This window comes from Klebsiella sp. R390, assembly GCF_051131745.1.
Lineage (GTDB): Bacteria > Pseudomonadota > Gammaproteobacteria > Enterobacterales > Enterobacteriaceae > Klebsiella.
Genome location: NZ_CP180445.1, coordinates 229,572 through 252,535 on the forward strand (window position 1 = coordinate 229,572; position 22,964 = coordinate 252,535).

Here is a 22,964-nt window from a genome sequence, read left to right on the forward strand (position 1 = left end):
CAGATGGTTAAGGAGACAAAATGGCAACTTTCGCTGTACCACGCGGATTCCCCCGGATCCTGCAGTGGCTGCTCGCCGGGCTGATGCTGATCATCGGTCTGGCTATCGGAATTCTTGGGGTTAAACTGGCGACGCTCGGCGGTACGCTCTATTTCGCCATCATGGGGCTGGTGATGGTCATCGCCTCGGTGCTGATTTTCCGCCGTCGTCGGATCGGGATTGTGCTGTACGCCATCGCCTTTATCGCCTCCATTTTCTGGGCGATCTCTGACGCCGGCTGGACCTACTGGCCGCTGTTCTCCCGCCTGTTCGCTCTCGGCGCGCTGGCCTGCCTGTCGGCGCTGGTCTGGCCCTACCTTTCGCCCCAGCCGGCGAAGAAAGGACCGGCCTTTGCGCTGGCCGCGGTCCTCGCCGTGGTGCTGGCTGCCAGCTTCGGCTGGATGTTCAAATCGCAGCCGTTGGTGAGCGCCACCGAAGCGGTGCCGGTTAAACCGGTCGCCCCTGGCGAGCAGCAGAAGAACTGGGAGCACTGGGGTAACACCACCCATGGCGATCGTTTTGCCGCTCTGGACCAGATTAACAAGCAGAATATTAACGAGCTGCAGGTTGCCTGGATCGCCCATACCGGTGATATCCCGCAAAGCAACGGCTCCGGTGCGGAAGACCAGAACACTCCGCTGCAAATCGGCGATACCCTGTACGTCTGTACGCCGTACAGCAAAGTGCTGGCGCTGGATGTCGACAGCGGTAAAGAAAAATGGCGTTTCGATCCCAAAGCCACCGCGCCAAACTGGCAGCGCTGCCGGGGTCTGGGCTATGCCGAAGACAGCCTGCAGGCCGCAGCTACGACGGGGACTCAGCCCGCCGCCTGCGCCCGCCGTCTGTTCCTGCCAACCACCGATGCCCGCCTGATCGCCATCGACGCCGACACCGGTAAAGCCTGTGAAGACTTTGGTGACCACGGTACCGTCGACCTGAGCGTCGGCATGGGCGAGATCAAACCGGGCTACTACCAGCAAACGTCAACGCCGCTGGTGGCCGGTAACGTCGTGGTCGTCGGCGGTCGTGTGGCGGATAACTTCTCCACCGGCGAGCCTCCGGGCGTCGTACGCGCTTATGATGTGCATACCGGCAAGCTGGCATGGGCATGGGATCCGGGCAACCCTGCGCTGACTGGCCTGCCGCCGGAAGGCCAGACCTATACCCGCGGGACACCGAACGTCTGGTCAGCCATGTCCTATGACGCGAAGCTTAATCTGATCTATCTGCCAACCGGCAACGCCACCCCGGACTTCTTCGGTGGGGAACGTACCGCGTTGGATGATAAATACAGCTCGTCAATCGTCGCCGTTGACGCCACGACCGGACAGGTGCGCTGGCACTTCCAGACCACCCACCACGATCTGTGGGACTTCGACCTGCCGTCACAGCCGCTGCTGTATGACCTGCCTGATGGTAAAGGCGGCACCACGCCGGTACTGGTGCAGACCAGCAAACAGGGCATGATCTTTATGCTCAACCGCGCCACCGGTGAGCCGGTGGCCAAAGTGGAAGAACGCCCGGTACCTGCTGGTGATATTAAAGGTGAGCGCTACTCTCCGACACAGCCTTACTCCGTCGGTATGCCGATGATCGGCAACGATACGCTGAAAGAGTCGGATATGTGGGGCGCCACGCCGGTGGATCTGCTGATGTGTCGGATCGCCTTTAAAGCCATGCGCCATCAGGGCATCTTCACCCCGCCGGGCGAAGACCGTTCTCTGCAATATCCTGGCTCGCTGGGCGGCATGAACTGGGGCAGCGTCTCGGTCGATCCGAACAACAGCCTGATGTTTGTCAACGATATGCGTCTGGGACTGGCGAACTATATGGTTCCGCGTGCAAACGTCGCCAAAAATGCCAGCGGCATTGAGATGGGGATTGTCCCGATGGAAGGGACGCCGTTTGGCGCGATGCGTGAGCGCTTCCTGTCACCGCTGGGTATTCCGTGCCAGAAACCGCCGTTCGGCACCATGTCCGCGGTGGATCTGAAAACCGGTAAGCTGGTGTGGCAGGTGCCGGTGGGAACCGTAGAAGACACCGGTCCGCTGGGGATCCGTATGCATATGCCAATCCCTATCGGCATGCCAACCCTCGGCGCGTCGCTGTCGACCCAGTCCGGCCTGCTGTTCTTCGCCGGTACTCAGGATTTCTATCTGCGCGCGTTTGATACTGCTAACGGGAAAGAGATCTGGAAATCGCGTCTGCCGGTTGGTAGCCAGTCTGGCCCGATGACCTATGTCTCGCCGAAAACCGGCAAACAGTACATTATCATCAACGCCGGCGGCGCCCGTCAGTCTCCGGACCGCGGCGACTACATCATCGCCTACGCCCTGCCTGACCAGAAGTAAAAAAACCAGCGCAACCTGTAAGAGGGTTGCGCTGGTGTATGCTCAGCAGAATTGATAACGGTGCTCATCTGCCTGACGGCACTGAGCACCTGTCGATCACTGGTCGCCGAAGTGAATCACGGTACGGATGGATTTACCGTCGTGCATCAGATCAAAGGCTTCGTTGATCTGCTCCAGCGGCATGCGGTGGGTGATAAACGGATCGAGGTCAATTTTACCGGCCATCGCGTCTTCCACCATCCCCGGCAGTTGGGTACGGCCTTTCACGCCGCCAAACGCTGACCCGCGCCAGACGCGCCCGGTCACCAGCTGGAATGGACGGGTTTTAATCTCCTGCCCGGCACCAGCAACACCAATAATCACACTTTCGCCCCAGCCTTTATGGCAGCACTCCAGCGCCGCGCGCATGACGTTGACGTTGCCGATACATTCAAAGCTAAAGTCCACGCCGCCGTCGGTCAGTTCGACGATCACATCCTGCACCGGCTTATCGTAATCTTTCGGGTTGATAAAATCGGTCGCGCCCATCTCTTTTGCGAGGGTGAATTTTTCCGGGTTGGTATCAACCGCCAGAATACGCCCGGCTTTCGCCTGTACCGCCCCCTGAATCACCGCCAGACCAATGCCGCCCAGGCCGAAGACCGCAACGGTATCGCCCTCTTTAACTTTCGCGGTGTTATGAACAGCACCGATACCGGTGGTCACGCCGCAGCCCAGCAGACAGACTTTATCCAGCGGCGCCTGCGGGTTGACCTTCGCCAGAGAAATCTCGGCGCACACGGTGTATTCGCTGAAGGTGCTGGTCCCCATGTAATGATAGATAGGCTCGCCGTTATAGGAGAAACGGGTGGTGCCGTCCGGCATCAGGCCTTTGCCCTGAGTGGCGCGGACCGCCTGGCAGAGGTTGGTTTTGCCGGACTTACAGAATTTGCACTCGCGACACTCTGCGGTATACAGCGGGATCACGTGGTCGCCCGGCTGCAGGCTGGTAACGCCTTCGCCGACTTCCACCACGATACCGCCGCCTTCGTGACCCAGCACCGCCGGGAACACGCCTTCCGGATCGTCGCCGGAGAGCGTAAATGCATCCGTATGGCAGACGCCGGTGTGGGTAATTTTGACCAGCACTTCGCCTTTTTTCGGCGGTGCGACATCAATCTCAACAATCTTCAGCGGCTGGCCTGGGCCAAACGCGACAGCTGCACGTGATTTCATAACCGTCTCTTCCTTCGTGGTGATTTATTTTAAGTAGGATCGTAGCAGATGGCCCACTTCCGCCATTCTGACCGCACGCTGGTCCGGGGTGGTTTCGCCGTTGACCAGCTCATCCTGGAGATGGATTTCCACCATCTCCCCCATCAGGCCGTTGGTGGCTCCGCGGATAGAAGCAATCTGCTGCAGTATCGACATGCAGGATTCGCCGGACTCCAGCGCCCTTTCCAGGGCTTCAACCTGCCCGCGAATACGACGTACGCGACTCAGCGCGCGTTTTTTGTCTTCAGGTGAATGTGGCACATCGTTGCCCTCAATATCGTATAGGGGGGTATACTATATTTTATTAACGGATGAGGCAAACTGAAACGTCGTATAACGCCGTGGTAACGCGTCCAGTCACTGAGTTTAGTCGAGCTCCAGCGCCATCTCCACACAGCGCAGTTCCGCCTGCGCCAGTTTTGACGGCAGCAGCTTTTCGCGCACCGTGACAAAACCGTGGCGCAGATAAAAACCGGCCGCGTTCGGCGTGGCCTCCAGCGTGATCACCCGAAATTTGCGCCGGCGTGCTTCGGCAATCACCGCATTGATGATCATCCCGGCGCAGCCTTTCCCACCCCATTCAGGTAGCGTAAAGATAGCTTCGACGCTGGCGGTATGGATATCGAGATAGCCGGTGGCGACCGGTTTACCGCCCTCGTCTTCTACCACATAAAAAGGATTGTCCTGCACCGCCGCACGATAGCCTTCCGGCATACGGTCCGGTGTCCAGGCATCGACCACGGTGGCACCATAGCTCTCGCGACAGCCGCTGCGGATGGCCTGATTACGGATGACCCACAGCGCGGGGGCTTCATCGGGTACGGCAAGTCTGATATTCATCGGAGCTCCTTGTGTGTCAGTCCCTACCAGATGTACCACAGGCCAGGGTAAAAGCGATAAAAAAACCCGCCAGGAGGCGGGTTTTAAGCAGCAATGGTGCCGGGGTTAGCGCTTGCGCGGCATCATCCGCAGTAAGGTATTGTCCTTCCACAGATAGTGGTGCAGCAGCGCGGCCAGGGCATGCAGCCCGACAATAAAGTAGCCGGCATTCGCCAGCAGGCTATGGACGCCCTTCAGGGTATCGACCAGCTCAAAATTGCTTTCCGGGGCAAAAGGCATGGTCAGGCCGAAGGCGACCCACGGGTTGCCGCGGTTATACATCATCACCAGGCCGATAATCGGCTGGGCAATAAACAGCAGATAGATAACCAGGTGCCCGAGGTGAGCAAAGCCGGTCATCATTGGCGAAGGCTTCGGGACAATCGGCGGCGCCGGGTATTTCAACCGCACCAGCAGGCGCGCCACCATCAGCACCAGAATCGAGATGCCACAGGAGACGTGGATCATGTTGATGAGCGGTCGGTCGCTACGTGGGAAGAAGCCTCTCAGCTCCATGCTGGCATAGGCGCCAATAACCAATAAAAAGACCAGCCAGTGGATGCCGATCTGCAGGCCAGTATATTTATCGCGCATGATAAACCCTTAATAAAACAGTGATGTCGACAACATAACGACCTTTTATTAAAAATTCATTAACTTTTACGTACTTATAACAAACAACCGCCCTGGGTCAGAAAGCATTCTGGTCATTCAAGCTCCATTTAGCTTCTTACCGTCTTACCGTTACGCAAAACAGGCGAAACTACGAGCCCTGTCACACACAGCTGGTTTTTATTTTTACTTTGTTTCCACAGTTAACTATATTGGATTCACTTTTATGGCAAGGGATACTCGAGATAAACATGATCAATTCACAACGCAGTAGGCTCGCTCAAGGCATCTGGCTGGCAATGGCCGGGCTGCTGGCTATCTCCGCACCGCTGGCGGCCAATGCTGATACCGCCATCGGGCAAATGGCGGCCAAAACGCTACCGTATCAGGCTAAACCGCGCGTCTTCGTTCTTACCGACATTGGTAATGAACCCGATGACCAGATGTCGCTGACCCGTTTTCTGCTTTACGCCAATGAAATGAACGTCGAAGGACTGGTTGCGACCACGTCTACCTGGCAGCGGGACAAAGTGCACACCGATATGATTGAACTGGTGCTGAGCCACTACGGTGAAGTACAGCCTAACCTGCTCAAACACGCCGCCGGCTTCCCAACACGGAGTCAACTGGCCGCGGTGGTCGCGCCGGGTGTGGCGGGTTATGGGCTGGCTGCGACCGGCGCAGGTAAACATACCGCCGGTTCCGATCTGCTGGTTAAAGCAATCGAGAGAAGCACCGATGCCGGCCAGCCGCTGTACATCAACCTGTGGGGCGGCGCAAATACCCTGGCGCAGGCATTGAAAGACTTGAGCGCCAAACATCCGGCAAGCACGGTGAACGCGTTAACGCAAAACCTGGTGGTATACGCGATTTCCGATCAGGACGATTCCGGGTTCTGGGTGCGAGAAAACTATCCTCAGATCACCTGGATTGGCGATCCTTCCAGCCAGAACGGTGAAGATTATGCCCGCGCCACCTGGACCGGCATCAGCGGCGATCGCTACTACCGCAACGCCCCGGGCGCGGATTTCACCACCGTTTCTCAGCACTGGCTGGATGACAACATCCGCAGCAAGGGACCGATGGGTAAAGGCTATCTGCAGTATCTGTTCATTATGGAAGGCGACACGCCGGCGTTCCTCGGGCTAATCCGCAACGGCCTCAATAGCGAGCGCAATCCGGGCTGGGGCGGCTGGGGCGGACGCTACATTGTTCGTCAACCGCAGCATGAGACGCGCCCGTTCTGGAGCAGCGGCGGCGATTTTTATCCGGGCAACCCGAATGCCGCCGATACGGTCACCGGTATCGATGGCCAGCAGTATACTTCTAACCAGGCCACTATCTGGCGCTGGCGCGAGGCCTTCCAGCACGACTTCGCCGCACGAATGGACTGGGGGATTAAAGATTATGCTGCGGCCAACCACAATCCGCAGGTGGTGGTGAACGGCGACAGCGGGCAAGAAGCACTATTTTTGAATGCCAGCGTCGGTGAAACGCTGAAAATCAGCGCCGAGGGCAGTAAAGATCCTGACGGCAACCAGCTCAGCTATCGTTGGTTCCTCTACCCGGAGGCGGGCTCCGCCAGCTCACTGCCGGTGGCGGTTAGCGACGTGCAGGGCCGTCGCGGCGAAGATAATCTGCAGGCACCAGCGGTGCTGGCGCTTAGCGACGCCGCGCAATCCCAGGCTAACGTGAAGGCGCTGCGCACGGGAACCGAGCACCTGATCCTCGCCATTACCGATAACGGCACGCCGTCACTCACCTCCTATCGACGTATCATTATCAACGTCAAATAATCCTCATGAGTGGTAACCCGCCGCTTTTCCCGCCCGCAATTGCGCGGGCGGGATGGTATGATAACGCCTGACTCAACGGTGACAGGGGCGTGACGGCGTGGACTACAGACAGCAGATCCTCAATATTTTACATAGCGAGAGCGAATCGCGGGCAGAGATGACCCGGCGACTCGGGGTCACTAAAGCCTATACCACCAAGCTCACCGCCCGGTTGCTGGAAGAGCAATTAATCGAAGAACGAGAAATAAAAGACGCGGCCTTTGGCCGGCCTCAGCAGTGTCTGTCAGTTAAAGAAGGCAATGCCTGGAGCGTAAATATCATGCTGCGTCGCGGCAGCTTCCAGGGCACGCTCAACGATTACTATACCCTGAAAGCGCCGCTGGCCAGCCACCAGTTCAGCCTGCCAGAGCAGATGACCCCCGATACGTTGACGCAGTTCATTGCCGAAGGTCTGCAGACACTATGCCAACAGGCTTCACTGAAGGTGACGCAAATTAAGGTGGTCAGCGTGGCGCTGCAGGGCGGGATTGAACATACAACCGGAGTGGTGCGCTATTGCCCGCTGTTCGCCGACAACAATATCAACCTGATGGCGCTGCTCGAACAGCATCTCGGCATCCCGGTTCGCATCTATAACATCGCCCACTGCACCAATTATCTACTGGCGAAACGCTCGCCGGGGAGCTCTTACGTGGCGTTTATGCCCGGCTTCGGTAGCCTCGGTTACGGCTACTGTACCAACGGCATTCCGGGGCTGGGTGAAAACGGTTTTTATCCAGAAATCGTCCACTTACCCTATGAAGGTGGGCTGGAACCGGCATTTAACGTCGATCCGGCGAATGCTGCCACCGGTATACAGGCGACCGCTCGTGCGCTCTATTTCGCCATTTGCTGCACCGCGCCTATTCACAATATTCGCCTGGTCATTGCCACCGGTGAACTGTTCGAAGATTACGGCGATGATATTTTGCCGCTGGCGCAGCAGATGCTGGATAACAACCCCAACCGCCATATCCGCGAGATTAAAATACGGCACTACAAAACAGGGCATAACTATGGCTGGAGGGGATTAGTGCAGCTCAGTTCCGACGTCATTACCGCTATCTGCATGCAATCAAAATCTCCTGACTCACACAAGGCCGGTTAGCCGAGAGAGGTACCGGGTGCGCAATTCGTTTCATCTTGTATGCATGATTAAAACAACATGGATTCGAGAGCTGAAATATCCCCTGATGACAACAGTGGTTGTAACTCAATTAATTTATTTTCAGGGAGCGCGTACAAATTCAATGATTTTATCCGGTCCACATCAGCGTGAGCAAAACGATATTTAATGATTTTTGCTGGATTACCACCAACGACGGCATAAGGAGGAACATCTTTGGTTACCACGGCACCGGCCGCCACAACAGCCCCTTCTCCAATTGTGACTCCGGGCATTATCATTGCCCGCATCCCTAACCAACAACCGTCACCCAAAACCGTGTCGCCGCGAGATTGATATGCATCTTTTATTGATGCCATAAAAGGGTAAAGGCTTACCCAATCCATTCGATGGGTACTGTTGCCTCCCATGAGGATCACTGACTCCGCTCCGATGCAGACAAAATTGCCGATGATTAAGCGGTCAAGCTCTCCCAAGGGTTGCCAGTCTCTGCTGACCTGATCTCCAAGCAAATATCTGACTACGGAGCGCTCAAAACCATGATCCCAGCAGTGGCTATAATAACTATGGGTGCCTTTAATATGGATGTTGGGATTAGTGACGGTCTGATGGAGATACTCGACCTGCGACCAATGCTTTTCTGACATAGATAATTCCTGGTTTGCCCTGAATATAATACCCGATGGAAATAGTTACGGAGAAATAACTTAATATAATGATATTAAAGCACAAACAATATCGTTATTCAAATTAACGCCGAAACAAGGCTCATCGTTAATGACTCCGGTTCTCTGCACATTCTTAAATTCAGTTAATCAATATGTAAAGCAGATGCGCTATTCTTGCTACAACGTATTAATATGTAACACGCTGTTTATTTATAAAAACAAAAAATACCAAAAAAGCAGCGCTGACTGCGCGCGTTTATAGCAATTGCATAGGTGGCCTGTACTCCGGTCTGCTTCGTGTCAGAAGCTGACCGGAAGTTCATTATCAGGAAAATATGATAAGAATTATGTCACTCCCCCGTCAGTGGACGGGCCAAACGACCAGCCAGCAACCGGTTTTCTATCGTGCCAATGACCATACGCGTGGGACAATTTTATTTGCGGTTAGCGGTGCCAGTTGTTTAGAAGCGATATCATCAGGAGATAACCAGAGAATCTCCTCAATTTCAGCGGCGGGTCGAACGTCTGCAAAGCATCTTTCTGTGCTGAACAGACAGGCATGTAGCAAATGACCGGGTTCATTAGCGGCTATATCCGTAAATTCGCCAAAGGGTGTTAGTTCCTCAGGCGTTAGCTTAAGATTCAGCTCTTCCCTCAGTTCCCGAATCAGTGCAGATTTAGCGTCTTCGCCTGGTTCAATCTTCCCTCCAGGTTGCATAAAATATACGGTGTTTCTTTTTCTAACCAACAGTAACTGCCCTTTTCCATCCATAATGATGGCTGCAGCAATGTGGATAGTTTTGGATTCAGTCATGGCGCGGCTCGTTCAGGGTTGTCCATTTTGAAACAGGTGGTGTGTAGGCATTAAAATAATCGATAATGTCGTGTATATTTTCAGAAAACAGCAGCATATCGGCGTAGCTCTGTTTCATAAAACCTTCGCTTACCATTTGCTGAACCATCACTCTTAGTGGATTGTAATAATGATTAACGTTCAGAAACGCACAGGGTTTATGATGAATACCTAACTGCGCCCAGGTCCATTGTTCGAATATTTCCTCTGCAGTTCCTGCCCCGCCCGGCAACGCGATAAAACTGGACGATAACTCTGCCATCACGTTTTTTCTCTGGTGCATGTTATCCACGACATGAAGCTCGGACAACCCGGTATGGGCAATTTCACGCTCCAGCAACGATTTTGGAATCACACCCGTGACATGCCCACCGCACGCCAGAGCTGAATCAGCAATGGCACCCATCAGACCAACACGTCCGCCACCATAAACGATTTGTATCCCCTGCTCTGCCAACCATTTACCGGTATGACGAGCAGCATCCATGTAAGTTGCTGAACTGCCCTCAGATGAGCCACAGAATATGCCAACTGTGTGCATATTTCCTCCACAAGAAAATGAACAAAAGCCGCCACAATGGCGAAAATCAAGCGAGGCCCATGATAACATTCGCCGTTCCCATGAAGCGAGGATGCCCCCCTCCCAGTATAAGTAGGGTGCGCATCTACGGATGCAGACGTTTAACAGGTTATGTCGGGCGTGTTCATTATTAAAAAATCAATCAGTGCTTTGACTCGCTTTGCTTTACCCGTGCTTTTCAGATAGTAGAGATAAACGGGTGGATAGGTCTTCCAGTAAGATTCCATAACCGGGATAAACTGCGCTTTATCGGGTTGTAACTCATATACTGGCTCAAACAATCTGCCGATTCCCAGGCCGCTGCGGATCCCATCAGCCATGACATCAATATCATTGCTGATGATCTGCCCGGGCATCTCAACGGTTAATTGCTCTCCTTTATCTTCCAGTACCAGAGGGAGAATTCGGTTATTAGTGATAAAGCGATAGCCAATGAGCTGGTGCTGATGCAGGTCCGTTGGTCGTTCAGGCATACCGTGTTTTGCGAGATAGGCCGCAGAAGCATACAAACCCTCACGAAACGGTTGCAACAACTGGCGAGCAACAACGTTCTCTTCGAGGATATCGCCGAAACGGATGCCCAAATCAAAACGTTCATCAATCATATTCACGGTCCCGTCATAGACGGATATTTCAAGCTGTATTCCCGGGTAGCTCTGACAAAACGCCGCCATGACCGGTTTTAAAATAAGCAGGTAGGCAAAGCGTGACAGCGTAATTCTGACCAGCCCGGATGGTTCCTGATGAAGCTCTTTGAGACTTTCAACCGCATTCTCCAACGACGCGACGGCCAGCGAAGTCTGCTGCAATAGCTGCTCCCCGGCATCCGTCAGCTCAATACGCCGCGTGGTACGCACAAAAAGAGGCTGGCCAATGTGTTGTTCGAGAAGTTTTAGCGCCTTGCTGACGGAAGGCGGTGTTATCTCCAGCGTTCTGGCAGCGGCAGTGATGCTTCCCTCATGAGCGATGCTTTGAAAGATACGGATCTGGTTATAAATGGCATTGTTCATGGCGTCATCCTGGGAAAGAAACAGAACCATATTATTAGCTATTGGCTAATAGTGTATAAGCTATTACTGCTCTAAAAATCAGAATCAAGGGTGTTTATACTCACATCCAGTTAAACAACACCCTGTTGAAGGAGGCCAGTAATGCAAAATGTACTGATTATTTCAGGTCATCCCAATATTAATGAGTCTATTGGCAATGCCACTATCCTGGATGAAGTCGCGAAAGCCCTGCCAGAAACCAAAATTCGCTTTCTCGATGCGCTGTATCCTGACTACCAGATCGACGTGACAAAGGAACAGGAAGCCTTACTTAACGCCGATGTGATTGTCTGGCAGTTCCCTTTTTCCTGGTATTCAGTGCCGGGGCTAATGAAGTTATGGATTGATCGCGTTTTCGTTCACGGTTTTGCCCATGGCTCCACCGCCAAACTGGGGGGCAAAAAATTACTCCTGTCATTTACCGCCGGTGCCCCGGAAAGCCTGTATTCCCCTGAAGGCTTGTTCGGTCACGATATTCAGCAGTATCTGGCACAGTTTGAAACGCTGGCAGTGCTATGCAATCTGGACATGCTGGAACCGGTTTACACCTTCGGGCTCAGTTATGCAGGGCGTGATGAAGCCAGAGTTCGCGAACAAATAATACAGGCGAAAGATCACGCCAGGCGCTTGATTACCGCGATCAAGAATAATGCGCCAGCTTTAAAAATGGCTGTCTAAAGAGGGTAAAAATGTATCTCATCAATATTACAGTGAATGACGATATAACGGCAGAGCAGCATGAAGCCCTTTTCACGCACCACGTAAATTGGTTTCAGAAATATTTTGACGCCGGTAAGTTTATTCTCATCGGCCCCTATAGCGATGCTAAAAGATCGGGGGTAATCATTGCCCGGACTGAAAACCGGGAGACGCTGGAAAGCATTCTGAGAGAGGACGCCTATTACCCTGATCTTGCTGAATATGAGATTCGCGAATTTACCCCGAAAATGGTGGGAAGCTGGCAATAAATAAAAGTGGCGACAATTTCCCATTCAACAACAAGGTCAGGAGATAACAATGCAATATGTAAACCTCGGGCGCAGCGGCCTGAAAGTCTCACGACTATGCCTTGGATGCATGAGTTACGGTCAGCCAGAACGTCTTCCTCAGCCGTGGTCGTTGGATGAGGATGCGTCTCGGCCGTTGATTTATCAGGCACTTGAAGCCGGAATAAATTTTTTTGATACCGCCAATATTTACTCCGGCGGAAGCTCAGAGGAAATCGTCGGTCGGGCGCTGCGCGATATGGCGTACCGGGATGAAATCGTCGTGGCAACAAAAGCTTTCTTTCCATGGCGCAATTCACCAAACACCGGTTTCCTGTCGCGAAAATCGTTGTTCCAGTCCATCGATGACAGCCTGACCCGCCTGGGGATGGATTATGTGGATCTGTATCAAATTCACCGTTTTGACCATGGCACACCTGTTGAAGAAACCATGGAAGCGCTTCACGATTTAGTGAAAGCCGGGAAAGTTCGCTATATCGGTGCGTCCTCAATGGAGGCCTGGCGTTTTGCGAAGATGCAGCATGTGGCCGAACGTAATGGCTGGACACGCTTTGTCTCTATGCAACCGCAATACAATTTACTGTATCGGGAAGAAGAGCGGGAAATGCTGCCGCTATGTGAGGATCAGGGCGTGGGCGTTATTCCCTGGAGCCCGATGGCACGAGGCAGGCTGACGCGCGACTGGAATGAAACAACCCCCCGAACACAGAACGACAGTTTTGCACTGAAAATGTATGAAAATGCGGCGCGGCAGGACCAAAAAGTGGTTGATGTTGTGGCGCAGATTGCCGCGGAGCGCTGCATTCCTCGTGCACATGTTGCGCTTGCATGGCTACTGTCTAAATCTGCAATCACCGCACCGATAATCGGTGCCACAAAAGCGGAACACCTTTCCACCGCAGTGGAAGCACTTAGCCTGACATTATCAGCACAAGAGATTGCCGCGCTGGAAGCACCGTACGTTCCTCATGTTGTTGATGGCATCGTACCGCCGCTGCCTGAACAAGCGCCACGGCTCACACGCCAGCGAATCAATCAGGAGTCGGGTGTCACGAAATAAATTGTGATGATGTCGTGGTTAATGCGCTTCATCAGGAATGGTGAAATAAATTTTAACGTTAGCGAAAAAGAGAGGTCATTGATGAACGCCGGGGTTGCTTTGCCACTGCTGTTGGCACTGAGTTGTTCTGCTGTTGCGCACGGACAAAACGAAACTGTTGCGCCCGTGTTCAATATTTTTGAACTCGCCATCAAGCAAGATAACAATACCGCATACGACAGCCTGGCTGAAAAGAATATTACGGCGTCGGTAACGGGCGAACCAGGAACGCTCGCGATGTATTCAGCCAGCAAGAGAGCGAACCCGGCAATTGCTTATGTCTTTGAAATTTATGCTGACAACCATGCTTATGACAAACATCTGAACTCAACGAGCTATAAAGAGTTTTTGCGCAAGTCACCAGATATTCTGGAAGCGAGTCAAAAACGCAGAATTGATGTGGTACCGCAATTTCTGGCAGATAAAAAGATTGTGCAGAGTGATAGCACGATCGCTAACTTTGTCATCGTTGTGGTGAAGCCAGAGTGTGGGCACGCTTTTCGCGATATTGTTTTACCCGAAATGGCACAGTCCATTAAGCAGGAAGACGGTGTTCTGGCAATGTACGCCGCTATTGATAAAGATAACCCTAATCGCTGGTATTTCTATGAAATATACGCCAGCGAAGAGGCGTATCAGGCCCATCGCCTGACCTCTCACTTTAAAGAATACATTGCGCAAACGGCAGATATGACGACGGATAAACAAGCCATTGCGATTAAACCAGGCAAGCTTATGAACAAAGGCGGTCTGATGTATACAATTAAGTGAACGACTGTCCACCAGACGAAAACGCCCGCTCTTCGCTCGTAACGGGCCTTCAGCTTCGTGACCTGGTCCTTTAATCCGTTGTTGGGTGTCGTGGAATCGATGACTCGTTATTCCACTGTGTTAAGTCTGGCCTGTTCCCCGTTGATTAATACATCGCGACGTTAGTAATGCCATCACCAATTGTGAACAGCCCCTCCTCACTCAAAACAGCCCTGGAGGGCTTACCGCCAGCCCGGCCCACAACAACTGGTTGTCCGCCGATACCTCAGCGCGGAAACGCCTTAAGGATAAAATCCCGGACGTAGGCAGTCCTACTGTTATTAGCCGTCCTTTTATTCCAGGCCAGATAAAGATGATTAGTCGGGGCAAGATCGGCAGGTGTGACTGAAACCAGGCGGCCACTTTTAAGGTCATCATTACAGTGGTAATCCGGCAACACTGTCCACCCATGACCCTCGCAGACCAGATCGCGAATAATACGCAAGTCCGGAATGGTGAATGCAGCCTGCATCTCAGGTGCTTTCTGGAACATGGCGGCCCACAACGCTCTGATCAACGGTAACTCTTCGTCGTAAGCAATCAGCGGTAAAGAGGCCAGTTTTTCAGCGCCAGGCGACGATCCGATCACCTCCGACATGGCGGGCGCATAAACCAGAAGCATGCGTTCTGTCAGCAAATGTGCGTAGCCGTACAGGCGCTCATCGGGCATTGATGCGGTTACCGCAAGATCCACGCTTCCTTCATGTAGCAGCGAGTAAATTCTCTGCTTATTACCGGTATGAAAACGCAGGCGGTATCCCTCCCCCATCAATGGAGCCATTACTGCCCCAAGGCAGGAATGAATAAAATCAGGTGGCCCGGCCAGGCTCACGGTCCCCCCATGAACCGGGCCAGAACGGAAGGAAGATAGCTTTTCTTCCAGACCGTCAATGAAAGGAGAAACGGAACGTGCCAGTTCATCTGCAGCTTCAGTCGCTGATACGCCTCTGGCCTGCCTGATGAACAAGCGTTTGCCAACCAACACCTCAAGAGACTGGATGTGCTGTGACGCAGCCGGCTGTGTGATTCCCAGCAACTCTGCTGCCTTTGAAAAGGAGCCAGAGCGATAGGCCTCAAGAAACGTTCGCAGATGGGTAAGATGGCTCATAATGGAGCGCCTTGCTGATGAAGTTTTTTGGTTAAAGTGAGCCCCTGCAGAACCAGGGTCCGCTCACTCACATAATCAACCCGTATTGCGCACGCATCTCGCGATTTAAGCTTGCTGATATTTACTGCTCTGGCTGCGTTTGATTTGAGCAAGTAACAACAGCAGGCCAAGCAGCGAAACAAACGCACCGCTGATGCCGGTATACACGATACCAACATGCGTAATGGTGAGTCCACCCAGCACGGAACCAAGTGCGATGCCGGAGTTGAAACCCGCGATATTCAGACCTGCAGCGACGCCCTGTGCATGAGGTACATGTTCCTCAGCGACGCCAATCAGACGGGCCTGCAGCGCTGGCACGGCGGCAAACGTCAGCATACCCAGCAACGCAACCATAATACCCATGCTTACCGGTGAAGATGCCAGCAGCCACATACCCAGCACTACAATAACAATACCGCTGATGATAAAAATATTTGCACGACTAACCCCCATGCTATCGGTAAGTTTTCCACCCAGAATATTACCTACTGCGGCGGTTATCCCGTATACCAGCATAAACAAACTAACCGTCTTGCCAGAAACCCCGGTAACCTGCGTCAGAACAGGCGCGATATAGGTGTAAGCGGTAAACGAACCCGCATACGCCAGCACCGTGACCAGCGCACCAGCAAGCAACTTACGGTTAAACAACATGCTGATATTCTGCATGGCTGAGCCGCCATGTTTGCCTGGTACGCTGCGTACCGGGTCTTTCATGCCGAACAGCAGTCCAAAGAATCCCAGCGCGCCGAAAGCGGCAATCGCGCCGAGAACCGGACGCCAGGACACCACACCGCCCAGCCATGTACTCAGCGGCACGCCTATCGCCATTGCCAGAGTAAAGCCACCAAAAACCACAGCAACCGCTCTGCCAGCTTTACCCGGACCAGCCAAACGAGCTGCTGTGCTTGATGCGGCAGCCAGAAACAGGCCATGTCCCAGGCCGGCAATGAAGCGGGCCAACAGTAATTGAGGTAATGTTGCGGAAAATGCAGCCGCCAGACTCCCTGTGGTAAAAACAACGGCGGTTGTAAGCATCACATTCTTCCGACTCCAGCTGGCTGTCAGCGCAGCTAATACCGGAGCGGCGAAGGTCGCACCAAGCGCATAGGTGGTAACCGCTGCCCCGGTCTGCTCCACACCCACGCCTAACCCCTCAGCCATGACGTCGGTCAACCCGATGGGGACAAATTCAGCGAGCCCGAGCGCAAAGGCACTGATAGTGAAAACATAAATAACGAATGGCATGACTGCCTCCTGATATAAGTGAGGAATGCAGTCTGATTAAGTCAGAGCGATAAATAAAATAATCTAAATTTCATCTGATATAAATTTATTTATATATGAGGGGGGGGATTTTTAGTCGTCAGCAATACTCGGAAAGGTTCTTCATGGTGTCTCGGCAGTGAGAACGTCGATAACGTACGAGGGCCATACAGTCACACTGATTTATTGAGAAAAGGAAACGCCCCTTACGGGACGCTTCCTGACGGCTACTCCAGATTAGCGTGCCGCTTAAACATCGTGTCGCTGGTTTCGCCGAGCTGGGCCATCAGCTCAAGTACGATAGCATCATAGGTAATAAAGCATAGCTGTTCGAAGGCTGACCCCATTGGTTGAGAAAATGCCCCTTCCTCACGGTCGTTATCTTCTTTCACGGTCCCGGGCAATACCAGGACACTTTTGGCCAGCTTGCCGATGGTAGACTCCGCCTTCATGGTGACTAACGCCACGTCAACACCACTGGAAACCGCTTTTTGCGCAAGACTGACCAGACTCCCCGTCTCCCCGCTACCGGAGCCAATCACCACCAGATCGCCAGGCTTCGTGTGGGGGGATGAAATTTCACCCACGATGCTCACCGAAAAGCCGAGGTGTAGTAACCGATTTGCGAACCCACGGATCGCAATGCCGCTTCGGCCAGCGCCCTGCAAAAAGATGTGCCCTGCTTGCTTAATCTGCGCAACAAACTGTTGTGCCTGAGCATCGTCAATTTTAAGGGCGTTTTGTTGTAACTCGCTCAGAATATCGAAGGTGTTCTGTTGAACGCTCATGTGATTCCCCTCCTCTTACGCGATGGTGCGACCACCGTCCATCAAAATTGTCTGCCCCTGGATGTAGGAGTTGTCCTTATCGGCCAGGAAGATCGCCAGGTTCGCGACATCATCAATAGTGCCAAGGCGACGCACCGGGATTTTTTCCAGCACCGCGTCGAGGTCGGCCTGAGTCGGATAATTAACTCGCATCATTTCACCGGTATCGATCAAACGCGGCGCGATGGCGTTAACATTGACGCCTTTTGGCCCCAGCTCTTTTGCCAGACCACGAATTAACCCTTCGCCACCCGCTTTACTTGCCGGGTAGCTGACCCCACCGCCGGTACCCGAAAGCGCCGAGCCAGAAGAGATATACACGATTGAGCCGTTATTCGTCGTGAAATCGCTATAGAACGCCTTAACGGTATTGAATAACCCCGTCAAATTGATTGCGATTGTTTTATTCCATTCTTCAAATGTTATGTCATTGACCTTATTGGCAAATGCCACTCCGGCGTTTAATACTAAAATGTCGATACGGCCAAACGTTTCAATAACCCTTTCACGCACGTTTTCCAGCGCCTGGGGATCGGAGACATCCGTTTTAACGAATAATGATTTCACATGACCAAACGTCAGTTCTGCAGCCGTTTTATTACCATTTTCTTCGTTGTAATCGACGATAACCGTATGAGCACCACGCTCCGCAAATTGTCTGGCAATGCCTTTACCAATTCCATGTGCCCCGCCCGTGACTAACGCGACTTTACCTGCAAAATTACTCATCTTAATTTACTCCTCAAAGCTTATAACAAAGGGGAGGATGACCTCCCCAAGGTGGTAATTTACATAAACTTTAAATAAATACTGGCTGGTATTCAGTGCGTTAATATTTACTGAATTGAAGCTCTCAATGCCTGGTAGCTTTCTTTTGGATCAGCATTAAATAGTGCCCCACCAACAACAATCAGATCAGCGCCGGCCTCTTTAACCTTTTTCGCAATGTCGGCGTTCACACCACCATCGACTTCAATCTTGATATTACGTCCCGCGACTAATTTTCTGGCATTCCTGATTTTCTCCAGACTCTTTTCAATAAATGTCTGACCTGGTTGGCCAGGATTGATGGTCATAATGAGAATATAATCGATATCATCCAGGAGATACTCAATCACCCTTTCTGGGGTGCCAGGATTAAGCACCACCCCGGCTTTACGGCCAGCCTTTTTGATTTTCTGAAGAATATAATGCACGTGCGGCGTGGACTCATAGTGCACCGAAATCATTTCCGCACCAGTATTAATGACATCATCAATATGTCTTTCCGGATTTGCCAGCATCATATGCACATCAAAAATCATCGAACTTGCTTTTTTCATTGCGGCGATTTGGTTAGGACCGAACGCGATATTGCTTACGTAGGTTCCGTCCATCAGATCAACATGCAGAATTTCTGTCTTTTCTGTTTCCAGAAACTGAATTTCTTCCTGCAAACGTAAGAAGTTTGCTCCAAATATAGAAGGTAAAATTTGTGCCATTGTCGTCAACTCCGTTAATTAGTGAGTTACTGTACTCATCCAGTAGGTCAGAATTTCCCATGGGCCGGTTAATACAAAGTCCGTACCCTGACCATTCAGGCCAACGCCAGCACCGTTCAGGAATTGCGTGGCGCCTGGGGCTACATATCCACCCAGGTACATCACCACAATACAGAACAGTAAGGTTGAGATAATCGAGCGGATAACGTTGCCGTTACTCACCATGACCGTCATGGTCGTCATGTAAATAATTGACATCAGCACACCAATTGGGAAAATCTGAATCCCCGGTAATACCAGCGCACACAGCATAGTCAGTGGAATAGTGATCACCGTGACAGTCACCGTCGCCGGGTCGCCAAGCGCCAGTGCGCAGTCCATCCCGATATTCAGTTCTGCATCTTTACCCATCTGCTTTTGCATGATTTCTTTGGCGCTCTTACCAATGGGATTGAGCCCTTCCATCAGCACGCCAACGACTTTTGGCAACAGTACCATCACACCAGCGACCCCCATGGCCATCGGCACGATCGTGGTGACAGGCTGTTTGGTTAACAGGCCCAGCAGGCAACCGACAATGACGCCGATGATCGCTGGCTCGCCAAATACCCCCAGCCGTTTATGAACACTTTCCAGGTCGACATCCAGCTTATTTAAACCAGGGATGTAATCGATAATTTTGTTAACTACCCAGGCAAATGGCAGTGTCCAGCCAATGTGGATCATCGTGGTACAGGTCGTGCCTTCCAGCCCATAGTATTTCTGCCATCTTGGCGCAATCAGATCACCAATAAAAAGCGCGACAACGCTCAGTGCGACAGCAATACCCAGGCCAAGGAAAAAGCTGTCGAAAACAAAGTATGCCAATGCACCAGGTACCAGGAAGTGCATGTAGTTCCAGATATCGACATTCAGCGTTTTGGTCAGTTTCAGGCGAACAAGTATCAGATTCAGAATGATACCAATCGGGATAACCATCGCCGCAAATGGCGCAACCCATGCGGCAGCGCCTACCGCAGGCCATCCAATATCAGCAACCGTGAATCCACTACCGATTTTTGAATAATACTCGATGGCTGGATGCAGTGAGGTATTTAGCAGGCCAACAACCAGACCCAGACCGATAAAACCGATACCTACGGTGATACCAGATTTAATGGCCGCCCCCACTTTCATGCGGAAAACCAAACCTAACAGAAAAATAACCAGCGGTAATATTGCTGTGGCGCCCATGCTGGTAATCGTAAAGATAATATCTTTTAACATTTCCATATAACCACCCCCGTCGTTTCTCAGACTTTAGCTTTTGGAAATCTCAGTTAATAATGCACCTAATTTCTGCCGGAGCACCGCTTCATTAATGCCAGTAATAAAACCAGCCACGCTCATGTGAGGTTTTCCAATATCACCTTTATAATTATTGGTGGTTAGCACAACGTCAGCACCTTGCATTTCAGATGCTAACTCTGACATGCTGCATTTATTGATTTTAACGTTTGCAATACCATATTCAGCGCATACCGATTTAACTTCATCAGCGGCTAAGGTTGAGGTGGCAACGCCACTTCCGCAGGCTACGAGGATAGTAATCATAATAAGGCTCCGGATGCTTGTTATTTAATTATTTTGTTGATGAACATAGCCTTTGCTTCTTCCATTGGAAGCGCCAGCAGTTGATGGTAAAAATCGACTATCTGCAAATGGTTAAACAGAGCTTTCAGCAGCTGAAGCTGATCGGCCGGATCGGTTACAACCAAATTAATGACCAGGTTTACCCATAATTTTCCGTCGCCATCGGCCTCATTAACTTCAATGGCCTGAGGCAGACGAATAATATAAACGGCAGGTTTAATTGCGTGCTGACTGTCGCAATGCGGAATGGCGACAGAGTAGCCATCCAACTGAATGCCGGTAGGATAATCAGCTTCGCGTTCACGAAGGGCATTCAGGTAGGAATCCTTCACAATCCCCGCAGCAGTTTGTGTTGCATGGATATGCTGCAGGACCTCATCATAATTTTTGAATGCGGAACCATCCGCGACTTTGACTGTAATAGCGCTCACGTCTTCCTCTCCTCACTACACATGATATGCTCATGTGAGCTATCGATTTATCATGTGAGCATTTATAGCACATCGCTTTTGTCGGATTCTGAAGAGGTTTCAAAAGTTATAACTTGATCACAATAAATCACATTAGCGCACATACTTTTTCGCTCATATGAGCAATATCGCCAATAAGACTCACTAAGAAATCAATTTAACTCATTGAATTAAAATAAACTTGATGAAATAACTCGTCAGAGTGCTGTTTTTGATGGCATCTGCATTAATTGCTCTTATGAGCAGCGAGGGTTATACGATGTGACATGACGGTGCGATATCACACCGTCAGTGATAACAGATTCAACACGTTATGACAGTGGTAAACTTTGAGACTTCTGCAATACCGTCTTTATCCGCGATCTCATTTGTTATGAGAGCCGTGATTTCCGACCAGTCGCAAATCTTGAACAGGCTGCTGCGCTGGAACTTGGTGTAGTCACCCAAAATGTATTTTTTTTCCGACCGGGCAATGATGGTCCTGTCCAGAAACGCATCAGATGATGAAGGTGTCGAGGGACCGTTCATTTTGCTAAAGCCATCTGTACCGATAAAACACAGATCAACGTTGATATCGTTAATCATTGATACCGCCCAGCCACCAAACACCGAAGAGCTTTTTTTCCTCAGTTCCCCACCAAAAAGGAAAACCTGATTATCTGATTCGATGAGTACGCTGGCTACCGGGAGCGAATCCGTAAAAATTTTGAAGCCGGATTTCATACACAACAGGTTTGCCAGCTCAAAGTTAGAGCTACCTGTACCAATGATCATTGAGCTGTTTGGCGGGATAAATTCGAGGGCCTTTCTGGCAATAGCTTGTTTAAAGGAGCTGTTCTCTTTTTCCCTGACCTGAAAAGGATGCTCAACTGCCCCCTGCTTTAAGGTTGCGCCGCCATGGCTTTTAACCAGCAATCCTTTTTGTTCAAGATGAGTCAGATCCTTTCTGATGGTTTCGTAGGTAACTTCATACTTTTTCGCAAGGTCGCTGACATACACGGTCCCTGCAGAAATAATCTCTTCAAGTATTAGCTTTCTCCTTTCTTCAACCAGGTACATCCTTCCTCCTGAACCGTATTGCGAGTGATTTTGAACAGAGCATAGCACAGAAGAAGCAAACAAAAGCAAACCTCTGCCAAATGTGGGGCACGACATTTGAACGATAGCAAGAGAGCCTCCCGCTAAATAAAACAAATCTAACAACATGATATTTATTGGTTTTTAATTTTTTTAATCAAACCAATATCCAGACCAACGATCGAGGCGTTTCTCTTTCAAAACCCAGCCACTATTGTGATTAGTTAGCTTTTATTTGTTTTTATTGGTTTTTAAATTCTTAAATATCAATTATATACGAATTTTGTGACGACGATCTCAGTTGACAACCAACATTTACCAACCTCATACTTGGTTTAAGTTACTAATGAGGTGAGTTGAGATGAAGACGAAGATTGCAATCGCAAGCGATGATGTGGGATTTGATCGTAAGGAGGAGATCAAAAAATACCTCGTGGCAGAGAAAAATGCCGAGATTGTGTACGATCCTGTGAAATGCAAAGAGGACGGCGCCAATAATTTTGCTCGCCAGGCGGACGAAATGGCTGGCGTGATCCAACGTGACGAGTGTCGTCTGGGGATTTACATCTGTGGTACCGGTATCGGATTTACTTGTCAGGTGAACAAACACTGGGGTATACGCGCTGTCGCCGTGACTAACCCCTATTCGGCAAAGCGCGCGCGGCTGAGTAACAATGCACAGATCATTGGTCTCGGCTGCCGGGTGAATGATCTTGAGTACACCAAAATGATCGTCGATGCATGGTTTGACAATCCGTTCGACTTTGCAACAGCAAGAGAGAATTCCAAAAAGAACCTGCTGGAAGCTGAGCGCAGTGACAACCTGCTGCTGACAAAACCGGATGATATTCGCTGGAATATGGGTTTCAGACCAGATGATGAGAGCTCTGAGGGCTAAA

Annotated in this window: 25 protein-coding genes; 8 read left to right on the forward strand and 17 right to left on the reverse strand. The window is 51.3% G+C overall.

The window, feature by feature from the left end; all coding sequences use genetic code 11:
- Positions 1–20 precede the first annotated feature (20 nt).
- Entirely contained in the window at positions 21–2,390 is a 2,370-nt protein-coding gene (locus ACMYSP_RS01040; RefSeq protein WP_434585017.1) for a membrane-bound PQQ-dependent dehydrogenase, glucose/quinate/shikimate family, read from the forward strand.
- Positions 2,391–2,486: 96 nt separating this feature from the next.
- On the opposite strand, the gene ACMYSP_RS01045 is transcribed toward ACMYSP_RS01040, so the two are convergent.
- The 4 genes from ACMYSP_RS01045 to cybB all read right to left on the reverse strand — a co-directional run bounded on the left by ACMYSP_RS01045 (position 2,487) and on the right by cybB (position 5,117).
- Entirely contained in the window at positions 2,487–3,605 is a 1,119-nt protein-coding gene (locus ACMYSP_RS01045; protein WP_434585018.1) for an S-(hydroxymethyl)glutathione dehydrogenase/class III alcohol dehydrogenase, read from the reverse strand.
- Between the two features lie 24 nt (positions 3,606–3,629).
- On the reverse strand, positions 3,630–3,905 hold the full coding sequence (locus ACMYSP_RS01050; protein WP_123754148.1) for a metal/formaldehyde-sensitive transcriptional repressor: 276 nt from the start codon (positions 3,903–3,905) through the stop codon (positions 3,630–3,632).
- A gap of 105 nt (positions 3,906–4,010) precedes the next feature.
- Complete coding sequence (locus tag ACMYSP_RS01055; RefSeq protein ID WP_434585019.1) at positions 4,011–4,484, reverse strand: GNAT family N-acetyltransferase; 474 nt, start codon at positions 4,482–4,484, stop codon at positions 4,011–4,013.
- A 105-nt stretch (positions 4,485–4,589) separates the two neighbouring features.
- On the reverse strand, positions 4,590–5,117 hold the full coding sequence (gene cybB / locus ACMYSP_RS01060) for a cytochrome b561 (protein WP_434585020.1): 528 nt from the start codon (positions 5,115–5,117) through the stop codon (positions 4,590–4,592).
- A 269-nt stretch (positions 5,118–5,386) separates the two neighbouring features.
- Here cybB and ACMYSP_RS01065 point away from each other — a divergent pair, with 269 nt between their 5' ends.
- Both ACMYSP_RS01065 and ACMYSP_RS01070 read left to right on the forward strand, forming a co-directional pair.
- Positions 5,387–6,931: a DUF1593 domain-containing protein gene (locus tag ACMYSP_RS01065; RefSeq protein WP_434585022.1), complete on the forward strand. Its 1,545-nt coding sequence runs from the start codon at positions 5,387–5,389 to the stop codon at positions 6,929–6,931.
- 97 nt (positions 6,932–7,028) lie between these two features.
- Positions 7,029–8,078: an ROK family protein gene (locus ACMYSP_RS01070; protein WP_434585024.1), complete on the forward strand. Its 1,050-nt coding sequence runs from the start codon at positions 7,029–7,031 to the stop codon at positions 8,076–8,078.
- 47 nt (positions 8,079–8,125) lie between these two features.
- Here the strand turns inward: ACMYSP_RS01070 and ACMYSP_RS01075 are convergent, their stop codons facing one another.
- From ACMYSP_RS01075 to ACMYSP_RS01090, 4 genes are all read right to left on the reverse strand, one after another.
- Positions 8,126–8,743, reverse strand: coding sequence for a CatB-related O-acetyltransferase (locus ACMYSP_RS01075; protein ID WP_434585026.1), 618 nt, complete (start codon positions 8,741–8,743; stop codon positions 8,126–8,128).
- A gap of 421 nt (positions 8,744–9,164) precedes the next feature.
- A complete protein-coding gene (locus tag ACMYSP_RS01080; RefSeq protein ID WP_434585028.1) occupies positions 9,165–9,578 on the reverse strand; it encodes an NUDIX hydrolase in 414 nt (137 codons plus the stop codon).
- Positions 9,571–10,158 carry a TIGR00730 family Rossman fold protein gene (locus ACMYSP_RS01085; protein ID WP_434586987.1) on the reverse strand — a complete coding sequence of 196 codons (588 nt, stop codon included), beginning with the start codon at positions 10,156–10,158 and terminating at the stop codon, positions 9,571–9,573. Before ACMYSP_RS01085 ends, ACMYSP_RS01080 begins: the two co-directional genes overlap by 8 nt.
- Positions 10,159–10,298: 140 nt before the next feature.
- Positions 10,299–11,207: a LysR family transcriptional regulator gene (locus ACMYSP_RS01090; protein ID WP_434585030.1), complete on the reverse strand. Its 909-nt coding sequence runs from the start codon at positions 11,205–11,207 to the stop codon at positions 10,299–10,301.
- 141 nt (positions 11,208–11,348) lie between these two features.
- Here ACMYSP_RS01090 and ACMYSP_RS01095 point away from each other — a divergent pair, with 141 nt between their 5' ends.
- The 4 genes from ACMYSP_RS01095 to ACMYSP_RS01110 are packed head-to-tail and all read left to right on the forward strand — an operon-like array spanning position 11,349 to position 14,123.
- A complete protein-coding gene (locus ACMYSP_RS01095; protein ID WP_434585032.1) occupies positions 11,349–11,924 on the forward strand; it encodes an NAD(P)H-dependent oxidoreductase in 576 nt (191 codons plus the stop codon).
- A gap of 11 nt (positions 11,925–11,935) precedes the next feature.
- Positions 11,936–12,214: a YciI family protein gene (locus tag ACMYSP_RS01100; protein ID WP_434585033.1), complete on the forward strand. Its 279-nt coding sequence runs from the start codon at positions 11,936–11,938 to the stop codon at positions 12,212–12,214.
- A 49-nt stretch (positions 12,215–12,263) separates the two neighbouring features.
- A complete protein-coding gene (locus ACMYSP_RS01105) occupies positions 12,264–13,313 on the forward strand; it encodes an aldo/keto reductase (protein WP_434585035.1) in 1,050 nt (349 codons plus the stop codon).
- A 6-nt stretch (positions 13,314–13,319) separates the two neighbouring features.
- Positions 13,320–14,123: a putative quinol monooxygenase gene (locus ACMYSP_RS01110; protein WP_434586988.1), complete on the forward strand. Its 804-nt coding sequence runs from the start codon at positions 13,320–13,322 to the stop codon at positions 14,121–14,123.
- A 265-nt stretch (positions 14,124–14,388) separates the two neighbouring features.
- On the opposite strand, the gene ACMYSP_RS01115 is transcribed toward ACMYSP_RS01110, so the two are convergent.
- From ACMYSP_RS01115 to ACMYSP_RS01155, 9 genes are all read right to left on the reverse strand, one after another.
- Complete coding sequence (locus ACMYSP_RS01115) at positions 14,389–15,270, reverse strand: LysR family transcriptional regulator (protein ID WP_434585036.1); 882 nt, start codon at positions 15,268–15,270, stop codon at positions 14,389–14,391.
- A gap of 105 nt (positions 15,271–15,375) precedes the next feature.
- Positions 15,376–16,560 carry an MFS transporter gene (locus ACMYSP_RS01120; protein WP_434585037.1) on the reverse strand — a complete coding sequence of 395 codons (1,185 nt, stop codon included), beginning with the start codon at positions 16,558–16,560 and terminating at the stop codon, positions 15,376–15,378.
- 245 nt (positions 16,561–16,805) lie between these two features.
- Positions 16,806–17,366 carry a 6-phospho-3-hexuloisomerase gene (hxlB, locus tag ACMYSP_RS01125; protein ID WP_434585038.1) on the reverse strand — a complete coding sequence of 187 codons (561 nt, stop codon included), beginning with the start codon at positions 17,364–17,366 and terminating at the stop codon, positions 16,806–16,808.
- Positions 17,367–17,381: 15 nt separating this feature from the next.
- Entirely contained in the window at positions 17,382–18,134 is a 753-nt protein-coding gene (locus ACMYSP_RS01130) for an SDR family NAD(P)-dependent oxidoreductase (RefSeq protein ID WP_434585040.1), read from the reverse strand.
- A gap of 107 nt (positions 18,135–18,241) precedes the next feature.
- Positions 18,242–18,886 (reverse strand): ribulose-phosphate 3-epimerase, encoded by a 645-nt coding sequence (rpe, locus tag ACMYSP_RS01135; RefSeq protein ID WP_434585042.1) that lies wholly within the window; start codon positions 18,884–18,886, stop codon positions 18,242–18,244.
- 18 nt (positions 18,887–18,904) lie between these two features.
- A complete protein-coding gene (locus ACMYSP_RS01140; protein ID WP_434585044.1) occupies positions 18,905–20,158 on the reverse strand; it encodes a PTS transporter subunit IIC in 1,254 nt (417 codons plus the stop codon).
- 27 nt (positions 20,159–20,185) lie between these two features.
- Positions 20,186–20,479, reverse strand: coding sequence for a PTS sugar transporter subunit IIB (locus ACMYSP_RS01145; RefSeq protein WP_434585046.1), 294 nt, complete (start codon positions 20,477–20,479; stop codon positions 20,186–20,188).
- A gap of 20 nt (positions 20,480–20,499) precedes the next feature.
- Complete coding sequence (gene gatA / locus ACMYSP_RS01150) at positions 20,500–20,949, reverse strand: PTS galactitol transporter subunit IIA (RefSeq protein ID WP_434585048.1); 450 nt, start codon at positions 20,947–20,949, stop codon at positions 20,500–20,502.
- A 342-nt stretch (positions 20,950–21,291) separates the two neighbouring features.
- Positions 21,292–22,047 carry a DeoR/GlpR family DNA-binding transcription regulator gene (locus tag ACMYSP_RS01155; protein ID WP_434585049.1) on the reverse strand — a complete coding sequence of 252 codons (756 nt, stop codon included), beginning with the start codon at positions 22,045–22,047 and terminating at the stop codon, positions 21,292–21,294.
- Between the two features lie 379 nt (positions 22,048–22,426).
- Here ACMYSP_RS01155 and ACMYSP_RS01160 point away from each other — a divergent pair, with 379 nt between their 5' ends.
- The gene (locus ACMYSP_RS01160; RefSeq protein ID WP_434585051.1) at positions 22,427–22,963 is read left to right on the forward strand and encodes an RpiB/LacA/LacB family sugar-phosphate isomerase; all 537 of its coding nucleotides are present in this window, start codon (positions 22,427–22,429) and stop codon (positions 22,961–22,963) included.
- The last annotated feature ends 1 nt before the right edge of the window (position 22,964 follow it).